This window comes from Massilimicrobiota sp. SW1139 (genome assembly GCF_012027715.1).
Taxonomy (GTDB): Bacteria; Bacillota_I; Bacilli_A; order Erysipelotrichales; family Coprobacillaceae; genus Allocoprobacillus; species Allocoprobacillus merdigallinarum.
In genome coordinates this window covers 36,444-54,028 of record NZ_SJOR01000014.1, presented here as the reverse complement: position 1 = coordinate 54,028, position 17,585 = coordinate 36,444, and the positions used below count along the sequence as shown (strand labels likewise).

Here is a 17,585-nt window from a genome sequence, read left to right as displayed (position 1 = left end):
AAATCCCTCTTTATTTTGCTAAAGCTTTTTTTGCTGTATCTACAATAGCAGTAAATCCTTGAGGATCTGCAATTGCGATTTCAGATAACATTTTTCTGTTAATTTCTACATTAGCTAATTTTAAACCATGCATTAATTTTGAATAAGAAATATCATTCATTCTTGCAGCTGCATTAATACGTGCAATCCATAATTTTCTCATTTCACGTTTTAAATTTCTTCTATCTCTATATGCATATTCTAAAGAGTTCATGACTTGTTCATGAGCTGTTTTATATAACGCATGTTTAGAACCAAAATATCCTTTGGCTAATTTTAAGACTTTCTTTCTTCTACGTCTAGTTGTATATCCACCTTTAACTCTTGCCATTTTTTATCCTCCTATTCATTACCCTTGTAATCTAGATTTAATACGTTTCATATCTGAAGGGTGTACTAAAGTTGCTTTTGCTAAATGTTTCTTTTGTTTATGAGTCTTGTTATGAGATAAATGTGAAACATACGCATGTCCACGTTTATATTTTCCTGAACCAGTTCTTTTTAAACGTTTTTTAAGTCCACTATGAGATTTCATTTTTGGCATAATAATATCCTCCTGTTATTTTTTCTTTGGTGCTAATATAGCAGTTAATGTTCGTCCCTCTAATTTGGCAGGTTTTTCAATCACACAATAATCTGCACATTCAGCGACGAAATCATCTAGTATTTTTTGACCAATATCAATATGAGCGAGCTGTCTACCTCTAAAGCGAACCGCAATTTTGACTTTATCACCAGCTTCTAGCCATTTCAATGTTCTTTTTAATTTGACATTTTTGTCATGAACATCAATCGTTGGTGATAATTGCGTTTCTTTTAAAGAAACAGTTTTAGAATTTTTCTTCATTTCTTTTTGTTTCTTTTGTTGTTCAAAACGATATTTTCCATAATCCATAATACGACATACTGGTGTTTTGGCTTTTGGTGCAACACACACTAAGTCTAAATCTTCATCATATGCTGTGTTAATAGCCTGATTACGTGACATGACACCTAACTGGTCCCCATTTTGATCAATCACTAGAACTTCTTTGAAACGAATCTTTTCATTCACTAAATCGTCATTTGATTGATTGTTATACTTGCTAATAATAGCCACCTCCTATAAATTGTGTAGTTTAAACAAAAAGTGAGCACATAAAGCACCCACATATTGACATTAAGATATTCATCTTAGTGACATAAGCCTAGCATCATAAACACTCAGGCGAGAAGTAGGCACTTCTTCTTTCCACTACTTTTCATTTACTGTCATATCATAATAGATTTTTGATGATATGTCAATCTTTTTCTTAATAATATTGTTGAGTTTATCATTTTTTGAATAGTTTTTCAAAACTTTGTGGTGTTGGTGATACAAAACGCATCTCCTTTTTAGTCAAAGGATGAATAAACATAAATTCATGCGCATGCAATCCCAGTCTTTTTAAAGGATTTGAAGTAGAATGATATTTGTCATCACCCACAATAGGATGATGTAATGAAGAAAGATGGACACGTATCTGATTTTTACGTCCTGTATCCAAATAAACTTCCAGCATACTCCATTTTGGACAAGAGCGAATCACGCGATAATGTGTAATGGCTCTTTTTCCATTTTGTTTGCTTGTTATATAAACATTTTGAGTTTTCGATTCTGCCAGATAATTATCTATAGTTCCTGATGGTTTTGACATTTTTCCTTCCACAATCGCAATATAACCTCTTGTTTTGACATATTGATTCCAATGATGAGTTAAAATATCATATAACTTTTTTGATTTGACAAACATCAAAATCCCAGAAGTATATTGATCTAAGCGATGAACCAAAAAGATATTTTCATTTTTTGATGTTAAATACTTTTTCACAATAGCATAGGCCGTCTTTTGACTTTCTTTGGCTGTCGCTTCACTTAATAAACCACATGGTTTATCAATAACTATCAATTCTTTATCTTCATAAAGAATTGGAAAAGGCAAAGCATCTTTCTTTTTTTCAATAGAAACAATTTGCCCCTTCTTTAAAGGATATGCATAATGCGTCTGAATATGTCCATCTACATAAATACATTGAAATTTGAGAAGATTTTTTAGTTCAGAACGTTTCTTAGATGTTTGTTCTAATAAAAACGGTAGTAATGTCGTTGACGTTTCGACTTTATATTCCATGAATCATTTCCTCCATATGATCATAAACACAATTCTTTAAATTCTCTTTGCCTTTTTGAAGAGCTTGTGATAATGGCATAGATGATGGTGTTATGCTCCAGACATTTTGAAAACCTAACGTCTTTAATACATCCAAGTCTTCCACACGACCACAAAAAGCATAAACATTTTTATGATATTTTTGAGCCAGCTGTAAAACACCATAAGGTGTTTTTCCATATTGTGTCTGATAATCCATCTTGCCTTCACCTACAATCACACAATCACATGAGGCAATAGCCAATTCTAAACCGACCATTTCACTAACAATATCAAAACCACGTTTTAAATGTCCCTGACACAACAACAATGCATAACCGAGTCCTCCTGCTGCTCCTGCTCCTGGTTCGTTATGAAATGACACACCTAGCTGCTTTTCAATAAGATCACTATAATGTTTCATGGCCTGATCAATTTTTTGACAATCATGAGTAGCTAATCCTTTTTGTGGGCCATAAACATATGTTGCACCCTGTTGTCCATATAAAGGATTGGAAACATCACAAACACCTATGATTTCAATATCTTTGAGTCGTTTTTGGAAATGACTCCAATCCATAGAAACAATCTCTTCAAGTCCAGCCATTGTCAATGGGACCGTGAGATGCTGGTCATTGAAAAAAGATACACCTAAAGCCGCTAACATACCAATGCCTCCATCATTTGTTGCACTGCCTCCTAAACAAATCATGATACGTGATATAGGAAACTCTAGAGCCTTTAAAATCAATTCTCCTAATCCATATGTTGTGGTCAAATATGGGTTTTTATCTTTTTCATCTAAAAGTTCTAATCCGCAAACCTGAGCACATTCTATAATAGCCAAATCTCCAACAATTCCTAATGGCGCTTTTCGCTTTTTAAAACAAACACCTGTCACTTCATATTCGTAAATACGTCCATTCATAGAATGAATCAATGTTTCTAGCGTTCCTTCTCCACCATCTGCCAGTGGTAGACATTGTGTGACAATCGCATCATCATAATCTTGAATAGCCTGTTTGATTTGCATACTAGCTTCTAAAGCACTCATACTTTCCTTAAAAGAATCAGGCGCAATCACAATCTTCATTTCTCCACCTCCAAAAAAAGAGTAGATTATTCTACTCTATAAAATACATGTTGAATTTCTCATTACAAAAGCTTTTAATAAAATCTCAATCAAGACAATAATCCATAAAGGAATAGCTGTCCAGCTTAATGCGACAATTAACATTGCTATCTTAACAACAACAGTTAAAATATTATTCATAACTGCAATTGTACGCATATGACGTGCAATAACAAAAGTTTCATAAACTCTATTTAAATTGGCATCAATCAATACAATATCACTATTTTCTACAACTTTTGGATCAGCAAGTCCACCACGAGAAATACCGACATAACTTTTCTGTAAAAGTTCAATATCCTTAAAAGTATCACCAATATATACAACTGGTCCTGTTAAAGAATCCATTTTTTCCATTTTTTCTTCATTTGTCAGATTGTTATAAATCATATATTGATCATCTTCTAATGCCACTGGACCATCATTATAAATAACTAATGTTCTTCCCATATGAGATAGCTTTTTAAACAGATTTAATTCCTCATTTGTGACCTCTACCCCATCAAAACGGTCATAAACAATAGTCTGAGCTGCATTCACTGAATCTAGCCCCATTGATGATTCAACAATAATTCCATTTTGAAATGCTTTCGCAAATCCTGCCAACATCCCTAAAGATGTTGCCTGATCACTTGATAAAGCACCAGATATAACAAGGAAGATGGCTCCAACATGAATATATGCTCCATAATCTTCAAAATTAACAAGTGGTAAAACAATACCTAAAAGAAGTCCTAGAATAGTCATAACAGGTGTATAAAATTGCGCTAAACGTTTTGTATATTTTTCTACTTTTGATTCATAGACTGGTGCTACACTGGCAATATTCATTAAATTCATGTAGTTAGAACTTTCGTAAGTTTCATCAACCTGCACATAAATAGGCATATCACCAACATTGACATCACCACTACGCACATGACTTCCTTCTTTCACAACAACAGGTTCATATGTACTGGTATTAGAATAAGTGCTCATTGCTGAAACACCTTTATGAATAGTCCCTGGAATAGAAACAGTTTCTCCTGGTTTAACCACCAGAATATCACCAATTTCTACATCGTATAAAGAAACTTTTTCTTCTGTATCATCTTTCCATTTGATTCCTGTTTCAGGCATTTCCACAGCGTTATCAATTTTAAGTAAAGAACGTTCTAGAACTTTATTTAAAAATGGTGTCGACAGTTCATAAAGAATCAAAGCAAAACATGTTTCAATGTAAGCTCCTGAAACAATTCCAAAAACCATCGCTATAAATATGATAAGAGATTCACTCAAAAACTTCTTAGATAAAATATCTCCCCAAGCTTTTTTTAATAAAGGTGTCCCTAATAAAATGACTGTCACCAACCATAAAACAGGTGTCATCCATGTATGATCTTTAGATGTTACCAAAGCCAAAGCAATTACAACCAATAATATTCCCACACGAATATATGTATGCAAATATTTTTCATTAAAGACATCCTGTGAACGAATAGGACGATGATGTTCAATGATTTCCACAGAAGGATTGATCTTAAACAATTCTTTTCTTAATAAACTTAAAACATCACGTTGATTAGATGTCAGTAATAACAGCTTGTTTTGTGCATCATAACGTACATTTTGATATCTATGATCTTTTTCTATTCTTTCAACAAGAACATAAATATCATCTTCTGTAATCATATTTTTAAACATGAAATAATATTGACGATCTTTCTTTTTCGCAAAATCATATTCACGTTTTTTACCATCAATGACCTCTTTGACAACCAAATCTTTATTTATACTTTGAATAAGACTTAATAAAGCATCAATATCAAGACAATGAAAAACAATACTATCTTTATTAACCTTAATATGCGAAACTTGTTCTTTTTCATTTAATTTCAAACTTAAATGATTCAATTCTTCAACCGATTGAATATGAGAGATTTCAAAAGTCTTTTTTGTCAATACAATCACCCTTTCTACGACATCATAACATATTTTTTATAAAAAACAAAGAAACATCATGATTTCTCATAAGATTGAGCATGTTTTACTAATTGAAAATACTCTTTAAATTCAGCTTCACTGCAACTTAAAGAAAACTCTTCTCCATAAATTTTATAAAAAGAAACTTCCATGTCACCTGTACGAATCATACATAAATAAACTTGACCTTTTTTAAAAATAATCAGTTCTTCTTTACCAATTTGCATACGCATATCCTGAACACAGCGACAATAACAGCGTTTTCCTTCATTAGCCACAGGTGACACCTCCTTAAAGATATTCTATCATTTTTCATATGGCTAAAAAAGAAAAATGATACCCATGTGAGTATCATTTAGTTTTGTGAAAATTCTGCTAAAACAAGATCAGGATTTTTATCTGTTGCCCAACGAACACCCCATTCATTAGAGAACAGTAATAAATATTGTCCTTTTAAATCTTGAACTTTCTTTGTATCTGATGAAAGATTCAATTTCTTAAAATCAACCTGATCATTTTTAATCCAACGAATATATTGATATGGAAGAGGGGTACTGACAATGTCAACATTGTACTCATTTTTTAAACGATATGTTAAAACCTCAAACTGTAAGACTCCAACAACTCCAACGATAATTTCTTCCATACCGCCACCAAGCTCAGTAAAAATCTGAATAGCTCCCTCTTGAGCAATCTGTTCTACACCTTTAACAAACTGTTTACGTTTCATTGTATCTTTATTTCTGATTGTTGAAAAATGTTCTGGCGCAAAAGTCGGAATACCTTCATAGGCAAATTTATTTTTAGCCGTGCATAATGTATCACCAATCGAAAAAATACCTGGATCAAAAACACCAATAATATCTCCTGAATAAGCTTCTTCGATTTCTTCACGATTTTCAGCCATCAGTTGTTTAGATTGATTTAACTTAATCTTTTTATTACCCTGATAGTGGAAGACTTCCATACCTTTTGTAAACTTTCCTGAACAAACACGCATAAAGGCCATACGGTCACGATGTGCTTTATTCATATTGGCCTGAATCTTAAAAACAAAAGCACTAAAATCTTCAGAAAATGGATCTATTTCACCTATATTGCTTTGACGAGGCAATGGTGATGTTGACATTGACAAGAAATGTTTCAAGAATGGTTCAACACCAAAATTTGTAAGTGCTGAGCCAAAGCAGACAGGTGAAAGTTCACCTTTGTGGACACGTTCAATATCAAACTGTGCCCCTGCTCCATCTAATAACTCAATATCATCTTGTAATTGTTGATACAAAGTTTCCCCAAGATGTTGTTTTAACTGTTCATCATGCGCATCACAAACTTCAACATCCACTTCTTTTTTACCACCCTGAACTGGAATAAAGCGAATAACTTCTTCTTTTTGACGTTCATAAACGCCCTTAAATTCTTTACCACAACCAATTGGCCAGTTAACAGCACATGTTTCGACTCCCAATTCACGTTCAATTTCTTCCATTAATTCATAAGGATCTTTAGCTTCCCTATCCATTTTATTAATAAAAGTAAAAATAGGAATATGACGCATAGCACAAACTTTAAATAGCTTACGTGTCTGATCTTCGACCCCTTTTGAACCATCAATAACCATGACAGCACTATCTGCCGCCATCAATGTACGATACGTATCTTCTGAGAAGTCCTGATGCCCTGGTGTATCCAAAATATTAATACAAAAACCATCATAATTAAATTGTAATACAGATGATGTGACTGAAATTCCTCTTTGTTTTTCAATTTCCATCCAGTCACTGACAGCATGTTTAGATTGCTTTTTTCCTTTGACCATACCAGCTTCCTGAATAGCTCCTCCATAAAGAAGAAACTTTTCAGTTAATGTTGTCTTCCCAGCATCTGGATGCGAAATGATCGCAAAAGTTCTACGTTTTTGCACTTCTTCTTTGAATTCTGACATGATTTTCCTCCTTAACGTCTCTAAGAAATCATATTAATGAAAATCTTATCATTTGTCAATTTTAAAATGCAAAGTTTCCATCTTTAAAAATCATAAATGTTGATCCATCTTCTAAAGTAGCTTCAATAGACAAATCTTTTGTCCCCATCATAAAATCAACATGTGTCAAAGAATCATTAATACCTTGTTGATAAAGTTCCTTTTTACTCATTTGAAGACCATCTTTGATACATTCACCAAAACCTTTACCAATAGCCAAATGACAAGATGCATTTTCATCAAATAATGTATTATAGAAAATCAGATTTAACTGGCGAATAGGTGAATCATAAGGAACGAAAGCCACTTCACCTAAATAATGACTGCCTTCATCCGTTTCAATAATGCTTTTTAAGACATCCTGTCCCACTTTAGCATGATAATCCACAATACGTCCATTTTCGAAAGTGATATTAAATTCATCAACAATATGCCCCTGATAATGTAAAGGCATAGAGCTATAAACAACGCCATTGACCTGATGGAAATCAGGTGAAGTAAAGATTTCTTCAGTTGGTATATTAGGGAAAGAATAAATCCCATCAGTGGTATAACTTCCTCCTCCAGCAAATAAATATTGAGGATTCATACCAATTGTTAAATCTGTTCCAAGACTATTAGAATAATGTAAAGATTTAATTTTCTTTTCATTTAAAATACGAACACGTCTTTCAAATGAACGACGATGTTCATTCCACGCTTCAATAGGATCTTCCTGATCACAGCGTGTCACCTTGAAAATAGCTTTCCATAAAGCATCAACCGCTTCCCTGTCACTCATTTCTGGAAAGACTTTATTTGCCCATCCAATACTTGGAGCGCCCACAATACACCAGCGATTAATCCCTAAATCTAATGCATCATAAAATGGCTGACAAGCCTGACGCACCGCTTTACTCCAAGTTTGAATTTTTAATGGATCGATATCTTTCAATGATTCAGGATCAGATGATTCAATAGAAATCAAAGCTGCATGTTGAAGCGCATATTGGTTTCTCATTTCCTGAATATAAAGTGGAACTGTTTCAAAATGTTTTTGATCACAATTTTCATATCTTAAACGTGTCACTTCTTCATCACGATAATTGACAATCACATCCTTTGCACCCACTTCATAAGCTTTTTTGGCTAATAAACGGACAAGCTGATAACTGTCAATAGACGCTTCAATGAATAAGTCCTGTCCTTTTTGTAAATTCACACCTTGTTTAATAATAAGTTCAGCATATTTTTCTAACATGATTATCCACCTTTCTATCTAATCAAATGATACCCTATTTTGTTCTATTGTCAACAAGAACTTGTGCCATAAACAACTCTATGTTATAATAAACAAGCAAAGGAACATAGCACGTATTTTTAAAAGTATTAGTTATTCTTCAAAGCAAAGATTTATTAGTCGTTTAAAAATGAAGTACTGGTTTTTTGCGAAATCTTTTAAGGAGGTACTTCATAATGAGTACAGGTAAAGTGAAATGGTTTAAATCTGACAAAGGGTATGGTTTTATTACTATGGAAGGTCAAGACAAAGATATCTTTGTTCATTTCTCTTCTATTAACGCTGAAGGATTTAAAACTTTACAGGAAGGTCAAACTGTTGAATTTGATATCGTTGAAGGAGATAGAGGACCTCAAGCTACTAACGTAACAGTTATTGATGATTAAACCATATAAAAAACACATCTTCGGATGTGTTTTTTATATGTGTTCTAACTTGATTGTTTTGATTTTAAAAAAGAAATAATAATATTTAAAAATATATAATCCAATAATAAAGACTCTTAACCACCATAAGTCTGTCAAAAACAATGGAAAAGCAAGCATGAAACTGGCAAGACTTAAAATACAGATTTTTGTTTTTAAAGTCATTGCTCTTTTTTGAACAAATGGTTCTAAATGTCTTTGATAAGCCTTTGTAGATACAAACCAGTTATGCACACGCTTAGAGCTTCTTGCAAAACAAAAGCCAGCCAGTAAAAGAAAGGGTGTTGTTGGTAATATAGGCAATACAATCCCAATAAATCCTAGACCAAAGCTAATCATTCCTATCATCAAATAAATATAACGCATACGTTTCCTCCTAAATTTTCAAAGCATGACGTAAAGCCAATAGAGGATGATAAAAAATCATTCTCGGTCCACTATAACGCATGACTTTTTTGATTTGCTTTTGCATATTCTTTTCATAACAATGAATATGACATTGACTACAAAATGTTTTATCTTTCATCATGGGACATTTTTCAATACGCTTCAAAGCATAATTGACTAAAGTCTTTTCATCTATATCATCATGATGCAAACAATATAAATGAATCATCAAAGCCACAACTTTCATTTCTCTTTGTCGTTTCTTTTCAATATTCATTAGCTGACCCTACCTTGATCCATTTTGATTGTTTGATTGACAATCTTCATTGTCGATTCACGATGAGAAACAAGAATAATGGTTCTCTCTTTTTCATTTTGTAATGCTTTTAAAATAATCCCTTCATTTAAAACATCTAAATTACTTGTTGGTTCATCCAATAAAATACATTCTGCCTGGCTAAGAAATGCTCTTGCAAGTGAAATTCTTTGTCTTTCTCCGCCTGATAATGATGACCCCAGTTCACTAACAGGTGTCTGATAACCCTCAGGTAAGGACATAATCCAATCATGCAGACTGGCTTTTTGACAGGCGGCTTGAATCTCATCACTTGTGGCATCCAGTTTTGCAATCTTAATATTATTTTCAATCGAATCATGGAATAACACAGTTTCCTGTGTCACATAAGCAAACATATGACGCATATTGGATGTATTGATATCTGTTAAAGGTGTTTGACCTATTTGGATCACACCACGAAGAGGATCATAGAAACGCATAAGCAACTTTAATAAAGTCGATTTTCCACTACCACTCTTTCCAATAATACCTGTCACTTTCCCTTTATCAAAATGAAGATGAAGATTCTGTAAAATAGGATCATCTTCTTGATAAGCAAACGTCACATCATCCACATGAATATCATCAAATGATATATGAGGTTGTCCCGTCACTTCACAGATAGCTTCCTTTTCTTCTAAAATGGCCATGACACGACGGCCACTACTTAATGTAGAAAGTAAATTATTTGCCAGATTAGACAAAGCCATCACTGGTCCAAAGCTTGAAAGCATCAGTACTACTGCCGTTATGACATGATAAACATTGATTTGATTTTGTAAATATAAAATATACATCACGATAAACATAACAAAAGCAAAGATAGATATCAGCAATTGTGAACATACAATTTGTGTAGCTTCAATATTTTTCATCTGTCCTTGCATATCCTCAATACAATCACTACGCTCATTCATCTGTTCAAGACGTTTGTTTCCAGCATGATATTGTAAAAGTGTTGATAAACCACGATAGCTTTCTAATAGGAAACTGCTCATATTGCCAATTTCATCACGATTCTTTTGCCCTATCTCCTGCCCTTTGTGATTGACATAAAAGGGAATCACAATGGCCATCATCAAATAAGCAATCAAGGCAATCATCATAGCGAATATATGTATATGAGCAAAAAATTTCAATAAAATCAAGGATGTGAAAAAAGCAATCAAAACTGGTGAAATCGTATGAGCATAGAAAACTTCAAGTAACTCAATATCATTGGTAATAATAGAAATTAAGTTGCCTTTGTCTTTACCATCCAATTTGGCTGGTGCCAGACGTCTTAATGCCGTGTATACATGATCACGTATAATCGCTAGAAGTTTAAACGCAATATAGTGATTCAATGCCTGTTCACCATAATGAAGGACACCTCTTAGTATTGCCAAACATAGCAAAATACCTAAAACCCATGAAAGAGGAAAGTGTGCATACATCCCCGTTGTCTGTAAAATAGCCATCACCGCTATAACGGGAATGCCAATCGCACAAAGAAAACCTAAAACACCTAACAAAACAGCTCCTAACATTGGAAGTGTTAATGGTTTGACAAGTTTTAACATTTTCCATATCAATTGTACATTATTCATGGCTATACACCTCCAATTCCTGTTGACTTTGATACATATGATGATAAATGCCTTCTTGATGCATAAGCTTTTGATGTGTTCCCTGTTCTACCAAAGCCCCTTGTTGCATCACATAAATCTCATCACAATGAATCACACTTTGTAAACGATGGGTAATGAAAATAACCGTTTTTGTTTGTATTAATGTCTCAATGACATTTAAAATATGGTTTTCACTCTCTACATCAATATTACTTGTGGCTTCATCAAAAATATAGACATCTACGTTTTTAAGTAATGCTCTGGCAAGATTCAATCGTTGTTTTTGTCCACCAGATAAATTACTTCCATTTTCTAATAAAGGCGTATCCAATCCCATTTGTTCATGGAAAAAGCCATCTAAACGCACTTGCTTTAATACATCCCATAACTGTTCATCACGATATTGTGAAAACATATTGAGATTTTCTCTAACCGTTCCTTTCAATATCATAGGATCATGTGTCACATACATCACATGTTCCATAAAACTCTCATCACGAATATCACTACGTTGATGCTCACCCATATAAAGATGTCCTTCTAAACAACGGTGATAGCCCATCATTAACTTGGCTATTGTACTTTTTCCTGAACCACTTTCTCCAACAATACCAATAAATTGATGTGGCTGAATATGTAAAGATACATCCTTTAAAATAGGTCTTTTGTCATCATATTGAAAAGAAACATGTTCAAGTCTGATATCAAAGGAAGTATCTAAATCATATTGACCATCCGATGATACAGGCAAATCTAAGATTTTAAAGATTTTATCACTCGCAGCAATACCATTCATCGCAATATGAAAGAAAGAGCCTAACTGTCTTAATGGAATAAAGAACTCAAAAGACATCAAAACAATAAACAATGCGCCAAACAATGATAAAGTCTGATTTTGAAAATGTGTAATCGCAAAAAAGCATCCTAATCCTGCCCCACCATAGGCAACAATATCCATAATACTGATACTATTTAATTGCATAATCAAGACACGCATTGTAATACGTCTAAAATTCTCTGCTTCCTGATTCATCTGTTGTTGTTTATAAGCATCACTTTGATAAATTTTTAATGTTGTGAGTGCTTGAAGATTTTCTAAAAAACTATCTCCTAGTGTTGTATAGCTGTTCCAATATTTAGAAAGCAGTTTTTTGACAAACTTCTGTAAGAAAATAATCGAAACAGGAATCAATGGAACACAGACAAATAAAACTAAAGCACTTTTCCAGTCTAAGAAAGCTGTCAAAACAAATAATGTGACTGGTGCTAAAACACTATAAAATAATTGTGGTAAATATAATGAAAAATAAGTTTCTAACTGATTAATACCTTCCACTGATAATTGAACCAATTCACTTGTTCTAACATGATCTTGATAATGACTTCCTAAACTTAAAACTTTTTCAAAAAGACGCTGTCTTAAAGTCTTTTTCACAAGACTTGCTCCTTTAAAAGAATAATAAGTTGCCTTTTTTAAAACATAAGCACGTATTATCAAAGATATCATCATCACAAGTAAAATCAAAACAACTTTTTCTATAGAAAGTTGTTGATCAAACAACTGTATAAACAAAACACATATCAATAACGTCAACATAATATTCATCAATAAAGCTATCCATTGACAAAATACCTGTTTCCATATATATGATTTTGCATCTGGCATTTCTTTTAATAATCTCTTGTCAAACATGAATACTCTCCTTTTCTGTTAGTCTTATCTAACCGAAGCATCCAAATGTTAGCATGGAGTAACTCGTAAGTCAATAAAAAAGTGATAGAATATCCTATCACTTGTTAAAATGAGCTATATCATATGTTTGCCATTGTTGATTCTTTTTGATCAATCCCTGATAACGACATGTTTGACAATCATATTGTAAAACATTTAAAAATTGTGTTGTGATCACAGAAGAATCTAAATATATAAAATCACCTAAACAACAGATCTGATGAAAATCAGATTGACCCGATACTTGATGTGTACCAATATGTCCAGCAATGACTTTTTTATAAAATTGTCCTTGCGAGGCAGGATATTTCATCAAATAGGTATTGACTGATGATACCTGTTTCCATAGTTCTGGTTGATAATCAATGACTTCAATACCAGCATGCACAAAGATCTGATGATCATTTTCGTAATAATAAGGTAAATGTTTTAACCAGTTCATAACAGAAGCATGTTTTTGACATATCAGTTCACGGCATTGATGATACATATCTTCTATTATAGAGAAACGATCTTGATGATAAGCAGATGCTCGTTGATAGATGGATGTCATTTCTTCTTCACCTGTAAAACTTTCTAACGTTGAAAAAGACATATCTATTTGCGTATCCAAATAAGTTTCACGATCTTCTAAAAAAGATAGTAACCATTCTTCATGGTTTCCTTGTAAAACAATCACCTGTTGAGGATATGCAATTTGTAGCTGATAAATATATTGCAGTGTCAGACATGAATTTCCATGACGATCACCATCAATATAATCACCAACTAAAATCAATTGATCACCAGCTTCAAAACGGACCCATTCATCAACAACATTCTTTAATAAATCATATCTTCCATGAATATCTGAAATTGCATAAATATATGCCATGATATCTTCCTACCCTACAATATTATTCTTCTGTATATTTCGTATTAAAAATATCTTCCTGATCAAAATCTTCCTTCATTTCTTTTAATTCAGGTAATTCATCTAAGGAAGTCAATGAAAATGCATCCATAAATTCATCTGTCACTCCATATAAGATGGGTTTACCAGGTGTATCTTCTCGTCCAACTTCTTTAATTAAAGCTTTCGCAGCTAGTTTTCTAATCATCGCATCACATCCAACACCACGTATTTCTTCAATACGTACACGTGTAACAGGTTGATTATAAGCAATGATTGCTAAAGTTTCTAATGCTGCATTAGACAATGTATTTTCACTTTGTTCAATCATTCTTTGATAATATTCATGATGTTTGGCAAGTGTGGCAAATTTATAGACACCACCAAAATTAACCAGTTCAAACCCTTTGATTGTCTTATCATTTTCAATTTGAATCAGTTCATCAACATATTGTGTCGCTTCTTTTTTACTTAATTTTAAAACAGAAGAGATTTGTTTGATTGTTAAACCTTCATCTCCTGATAAAAACAACATACCTTCTATCACACTTAATATTTCATTTTTGTCCATCAAACTCTCTCCTTTAAATAGATATCTTCAAAGTTTCCATCCTGTTCAATAACCAGTTCATTTTTATTGACTAAAACAAGAACAGATAAAAAAGTAATCACAAAGAAGATTTTTGTTGGTTCCTCAAACAAATCTTCTAACTTGACTCTTTGATTTTTATGTATACGAAAATACTGTCTAATCTGATCACTACGTTCATCAATAGAAATCTCAACACGTGCTATTTTAGATTCTAATGGTGCTAATAATGCTTTTCTTTGAAACATCTTTTGCATAGCTCTAATTAAATCATAGACTTCCAAATTATCTGGAATCATTTCTGTTGTATCAATAACATATTCATCCATAAAAGCAGGAGCTTTTGTATGAATATATTGTCTTTGTTCATATTTTTCTTTAAATTCATCTAAGACATCTTTATATTTTTTATATTCAATTAATCGTTTGATTAACTGTTCTCTTGGATCTTCCTGATAATCATCTTCCAATTCAACCTTTTGGGCTGGTAAAAGCATTTTACTTTTCATCTCAATTAACTGTGCTGCCATGACTAAATATTCTGACATTGTTTCCAATTGCTGAGCATCCATTTGATCAATATAAGCAAGATATTGATCAGTAATAACTGAGACTTCCAAAGTTTCCAAATCCATTTCCTTTTCTTTAATTAAATGCAACAATAAATCTAATGGACCCTGAAAATCTTCAAGAACAACTTCATATGCCATGCTTCCACCTCCACTAACTTATGTATTATAACATAAAGTCCAATGCCATGACTATATAGAATACCTAAATATTTTTCTATGAGATTGTTGTTTTTTAAAGAAAACATCTTTTACATAATTTTCATGTCTTGATGACTAACAGTCAATTCCTTTTCTATCGGTATTCTTCTATTGAATATCTTTAATCCATAGATCAAATCTCTTTTATTCTTGTTTTAAAACTACTTTTCATCAAGACCAATAAACATCAAATATTCTTTCATTATAGACATGACTTCATGCTGACGGAGAAATGTTGTACTGACATTGGCATCAACTATCTGCACATGACTCTCATCAATGACACACCTTTCTTGAAACGTAAGACCATTCAAAAGATCAGCAAAACAGTCAGAATGACAAAAATAATTCTTAATATGCGTATCAAATCAATTTCTAAAATTTATCATAATGATAGCTCCTCCTATTATTTATATACGCATTTTATATGACATACTTTTTTATCTTTATAGATATTATAACATAATATTTGCTTATAGCATACTTTTTGATAAATTAAAAATCCTTTTTACAAAGGACTTTTTCTTATCGACACATCAATTTAATAATTTCTTTGTCTGTTTCTTTCATACCTTCTCTTGATAGTTGACCAATATTACGAATCGTATTTTCTACACCTTTTAAAACAAGACCTTCACCGTCTTTAAATTCACAGCCATTTTTATACATATAGTATCCTAATATTCCTGCATCCACACTGGCAGCAATCTTTCCAGCACATGATGGTTTCGCCCCATCACAGATAATACCAGATACAATAGCCAATCCATTAACCATTGTATGACAAAGAGCTTCATAGTCACCACCAAGCAAATAGGCAATTCCACATCCTGCTCCAATTCCAGCGCTGACAGCCCCACAATAGGCAGATAGTCTTCCAATCCCTGTTTTTTGATGAATTGTACATAAATTAGATACAATCAATGCACGATAAAGTTCTTCTTGGCTTTTATGATATTCTTTGGCATATACAATGACTGGTAAAGATGCTGTCATTCCCTGATTACCACTTCCCGAATTAATAATGACTGGCATTTCACAGCCACTCATTCTGGCATCACTTCCAGCTGCTGCATAGGCCTTGGCTTTGACTTTGACATCATCACCATATGTCTTTAATAAAATCTGGCCAATATGTGCACCCCAGTCATTTTTTAGTCCTTCACATGCAATAGCATAATTATAATCAATTTGTCGCTGTAAAATATCTTGCACTTCTTCAATCTTTACATTTTTTGCAAACTCATAAATATCACGAATATTCAATAAACTACGATCTGTTAAAGTCTGATCCGTAGAAGCAACGACTCCCATCTGGAAAAGGACTTCCTGATCTTTTTCAATATACACAATATTGGTATGAAAACCAGCAATACGTACTTTTGCACGATGATTTTGACCAATTAATTCAACACAGATGTCTAATGCATATTCACTTTCTATAGGTATAATTTCAATAGGTGTTCGACTCAACCATTGTTGCATTTCCTTTTTTTGCTGATCAGTCACATGTGCAATGACTTCTAATACATTTTCTGTAATTCCTGCCACTACACCAGCTCCAATACTTGAAGGAATTCCTTTTAAACCTCCAGTATTAGGAACAACAACACTTTTAACATTTTTAATAATATTCCCACTGACTTTGACTTTAGCTTTTACAATGTCATCATCCAAAACATCACGACATTTACTTGCACAATAAGCCAAAGCAATAGGTTCTGTACATCCCATAGCAGGAACCAGTTCTTCTTTTAAAATCTGTATATAATGACGATAATTTTTTTCTTCCATATTCTCTTCTCCCCGTTACTTTCTTATTCTAACATTATTTAAGAAGATATGAAATACCATTATCTGACAAATCTCAACATTGTGATTGCTCATCAACATAGCACCAAATCACATAAAACATCAATCCTATTGAAAATATAACATAAACATTATAAAAAAGCATAGCATTCATCAAATATTTTTCCTGTGAAAAAACAATCAATAAGCCCATCTTTGCGACAACAAGTACAAAAGAACCTAAAAATGTATAAAACCAGCCATGTCTTCTTTGATAAAGATGAGACCATACACCTATCAAATAAAAGAGAATACCTATACACGCTAAAAGATTTAACCAATCTATCACAACCATTTTATATAATGGATTATATTGTATAAAAAACAATGGCAACATACTAATCAAAAAAGCGTTCATCAATCTATGTGTCATATTGATCACCCTATAAGAGTTTATCAAAATAAAAAAATATCTTCTTTAAGAAATG

19 protein-coding genes and 1 other annotated feature are annotated in these 17,585 nt (G+C 32.6%); of the genes, 1 reads left to right on the top strand and 18 read right to left on the bottom strand.

All coding sequences use genetic code 11. From position 1 onward, the window contains the following. Positions 1 to 10: 10 nt before the first annotated feature. From rplT to E0K96_RS08540, 9 genes are all read right to left on the bottom strand, one after another. The gene (gene rplT / locus E0K96_RS08580; protein WP_087243201.1) at positions 11 to 370 is read right to left on the bottom strand and encodes a 50S ribosomal protein L20; all 360 of its coding nucleotides are present in this window, start codon (positions 368 to 370) and stop codon (positions 11 to 13) included. A gap of 18 nt (positions 371 to 388) precedes the next feature. Continuing rightward, positions 389 to 583: a 50S ribosomal protein L35 gene (rpmI, locus tag E0K96_RS08575; protein ID WP_087243200.1), complete on the bottom strand. Its 195-nt coding sequence runs from the start codon at positions 581 to 583 to the stop codon at positions 389 to 391. Between the two features lie 15 nt (positions 584 to 598). After that, positions 599 to 1,138: a translation initiation factor IF-3 gene (gene infC, locus E0K96_RS08570; protein WP_087243199.1), complete on the bottom strand. Its 540-nt coding sequence runs from the start codon at positions 1,136 to 1,138 to the stop codon at positions 599 to 601. Between the two features lie 16 nt (positions 1,139 to 1,154). Beyond that, positions 1,155 to 1,275: a sequence feature (ribosomal protein L20 leader region), on the bottom strand. 77 nt (positions 1,276 to 1,352) lie between these two features. Next, a complete protein-coding gene (locus E0K96_RS08565) occupies positions 1,353 to 2,189 on the bottom strand; it encodes an RluA family pseudouridine synthase (protein WP_168082546.1) in 837 nt (278 codons plus the stop codon). Continuing rightward, a complete protein-coding gene (locus E0K96_RS08560) occupies positions 2,179 to 3,300 on the bottom strand; it encodes a glycerate kinase (RefSeq protein ID WP_168082544.1) in 1,122 nt (373 codons plus the stop codon). Before E0K96_RS08560 ends, E0K96_RS08565 begins: the two co-directional genes overlap by 11 nt. A 36-nt stretch (positions 3,301 to 3,336) precedes the next feature. Next, on the bottom strand, positions 3,337 to 5,280 hold the full coding sequence (locus E0K96_RS08555; RefSeq protein ID WP_224759472.1) for a P-type ATPase actuator domain-containing protein: 1,944 nt from the start codon (positions 5,278 to 5,280) through the stop codon (positions 3,337 to 3,339). A gap of 56 nt (positions 5,281 to 5,336) precedes the next feature. Next, the gene (locus E0K96_RS08550) at positions 5,337 to 5,579 is read right to left on the bottom strand and encodes a hypothetical protein (RefSeq protein WP_087297141.1); all 243 of its coding nucleotides are present in this window, start codon (positions 5,577 to 5,579) and stop codon (positions 5,337 to 5,339) included. 77 nt (positions 5,580 to 5,656) lie between these two features. Then, positions 5,657 to 7,246: a peptide chain release factor 3 gene (locus E0K96_RS08545; protein ID WP_087243195.1), complete on the bottom strand. Its 1,590-nt coding sequence runs from the start codon at positions 7,244 to 7,246 to the stop codon at positions 5,657 to 5,659. Between the two features lie 61 nt (positions 7,247 to 7,307). Continuing rightward, entirely contained in the window at positions 7,308 to 8,525 is a 1,218-nt protein-coding gene (locus E0K96_RS08540) for an aminopeptidase (protein WP_168082542.1), read from the bottom strand. A gap of 215 nt (positions 8,526 to 8,740) precedes the next feature. Between E0K96_RS08540 and E0K96_RS08535 the strand changes: the two genes are divergently transcribed. Next, positions 8,741 to 8,950, top strand: a complete 210-nt coding sequence (locus E0K96_RS08535; RefSeq protein ID WP_087304846.1) for a cold-shock protein — start codon at positions 8,741 to 8,743, stop codon at positions 8,948 to 8,950. Positions 8,951 to 8,983: 33 nt separating this feature from the next. Here E0K96_RS08535 and E0K96_RS08530 read toward each other — a convergent pair whose 3' ends face one another. From E0K96_RS08530 to E0K96_RS08490, 9 genes are all read right to left on the bottom strand, one after another. Then, positions 8,984 to 9,355, bottom strand: coding sequence for a YbaN family protein (locus tag E0K96_RS08530; protein WP_168082540.1), 372 nt, complete (start codon positions 9,353 to 9,355; stop codon positions 8,984 to 8,986). A 10-nt stretch (positions 9,356 to 9,365) separates the two neighbouring features. Beyond that, positions 9,366 to 9,653 carry a nitrous oxide-stimulated promoter family protein gene (locus tag E0K96_RS08525; protein WP_087243191.1) on the bottom strand — a complete coding sequence of 96 codons (288 nt, stop codon included), beginning with the start codon at positions 9,651 to 9,653 and terminating at the stop codon, positions 9,366 to 9,368. Continuing rightward, the gene (locus tag E0K96_RS08520) at positions 9,653 to 11,302 is read right to left on the bottom strand and encodes an amino acid ABC transporter ATP-binding/permease protein (RefSeq protein ID WP_168082538.1); all 1,650 of its coding nucleotides are present in this window, start codon (positions 11,300 to 11,302) and stop codon (positions 9,653 to 9,655) included. Before E0K96_RS08520 ends, E0K96_RS08525 begins: the two co-directional genes overlap by 1 nt. Further along, positions 11,295 to 13,016 (bottom strand): ABC transporter ATP-binding protein/permease, encoded by a 1,722-nt coding sequence (locus E0K96_RS08515; protein ID WP_168082536.1) that lies wholly within the window; start codon positions 13,014 to 13,016, stop codon positions 11,295 to 11,297. Before E0K96_RS08515 ends, E0K96_RS08520 begins: the two co-directional genes overlap by 8 nt. A gap of 97 nt (positions 13,017 to 13,113) precedes the next feature. Continuing rightward, a complete protein-coding gene (locus E0K96_RS08510; RefSeq protein ID WP_168082534.1) occupies positions 13,114 to 13,929 on the bottom strand; it encodes a metallophosphoesterase in 816 nt (271 codons plus the stop codon). Positions 13,930 to 13,951: 22 nt separating this feature from the next. Then, the gene (gene scpB, locus E0K96_RS08505; protein WP_087243187.1) at positions 13,952 to 14,518 is read right to left on the bottom strand and encodes an SMC-Scp complex subunit ScpB; all 567 of its coding nucleotides are present in this window, start codon (positions 14,516 to 14,518) and stop codon (positions 13,952 to 13,954) included. Continuing rightward, complete coding sequence (locus tag E0K96_RS08500) at positions 14,518 to 15,246, bottom strand: segregation/condensation protein A (protein ID WP_087297145.1); 729 nt, start codon at positions 15,244 to 15,246, stop codon at positions 14,518 to 14,520. The genes scpB and E0K96_RS08500 overlap by 1 nt, the downstream gene beginning before the upstream one ends. Positions 15,247 to 15,831: 585 nt before the next feature. After that, positions 15,832 to 17,100 carry an L-cysteine desulfidase family protein gene (locus E0K96_RS08495; protein WP_168082532.1) on the bottom strand — a complete coding sequence of 423 codons (1,269 nt, stop codon included), beginning with the start codon at positions 17,098 to 17,100 and terminating at the stop codon, positions 15,832 to 15,834. A gap of 73 nt (positions 17,101 to 17,173) precedes the next feature. Further along, entirely contained in the window at positions 17,174 to 17,530 is a 357-nt protein-coding gene (locus E0K96_RS08490; protein ID WP_168082530.1) for a hypothetical protein, read from the bottom strand. Between the last annotated feature and the right edge of the window lie 55 nt (positions 17,531 to 17,585).

Coding starts and splice junctions, on each gene's coding strand:
- rplT (WP_087243201.1), bottom strand. CDS start 370: ATGGCAAGAGTTAAAGGTGGATATACAACTAGACGTAGAAGAAAGAAA.
- rpmI (WP_087243200.1), bottom strand. CDS start 583: ATGCCAAAAATGAAATCTCATAGTGGACTTAAAAAACGTTTAAAAAGA.
- E0K96_RS08565 (WP_168082546.1), bottom strand. CDS start 2,189: ATGGAATATAAAGTCGAAACGTCAACGACATTACTACCGTTTTTATTA.
- E0K96_RS08560 (WP_168082544.1), bottom strand. CDS start 3,300: ATGAAGATTGTGATTGCGCCTGATTCTTTTAAGGAAAGTATGAGTGCT.
- E0K96_RS08545 (WP_087243195.1), bottom strand. CDS start 7,246: ATGTCAGAATTCAAAGAAGAAGTGCAAAAACGTAGAACTTTTGCGATC.
- E0K96_RS08540 (WP_168082542.1), bottom strand. CDS start 8,525: ATGTTAGAAAAATATGCTGAACTTATTATTAAACAAGGTGTGAATTTA.
- E0K96_RS08535 (WP_087304846.1), top strand. CDS start 8,741: ATGAGTACAGGTAAAGTGAAATGGTTTAAATCTGACAAAGGGTATGGT.
- E0K96_RS08530 (WP_168082540.1), bottom strand. CDS start 9,355: ATGCGTTATATTTATTTGATGATAGGAATGATTAGCTTTGGTCTAGGA.
- E0K96_RS08525 (WP_087243191.1), bottom strand. CDS start 9,653: ATGAATATTGAAAAGAAACGACAAAGAGAAATGAAAGTTGTGGCTTTG.
- E0K96_RS08520 (WP_168082538.1), bottom strand. CDS start 11,302: ATGAATAATGTACAATTGATATGGAAAATGTTAAAACTTGTCAAACCA.
- E0K96_RS08515 (WP_168082536.1), bottom strand. CDS start 13,016: ATGTTTGACAAGAGATTATTAAAAGAAATGCCAGATGCAAAATCATAT.
- E0K96_RS08510 (WP_168082534.1), bottom strand. CDS start 13,929: ATGGCATATATTTATGCAATTTCAGATATTCATGGAAGATATGATTTA.
- scpB (WP_087243187.1), bottom strand. CDS start 14,518: ATGGACAAAAATGAAATATTAAGTGTGATAGAAGGTATGTTGTTTTTA.
- E0K96_RS08500 (WP_087297145.1), bottom strand. CDS start 15,246: ATGGCATATGAAGTTGTTCTTGAAGATTTTCAGGGTCCATTAGATTTA.
- E0K96_RS08495 (WP_168082532.1), bottom strand. CDS start 17,100: ATGGAAGAAAAAAATTATCGTCATTATATACAGATTTTAAAAGAAGAA.
- E0K96_RS08490 (WP_168082530.1), bottom strand. CDS start 17,530: ATGACACATAGATTGATGAACGCTTTTTTGATTAGTATGTTGCCATTG.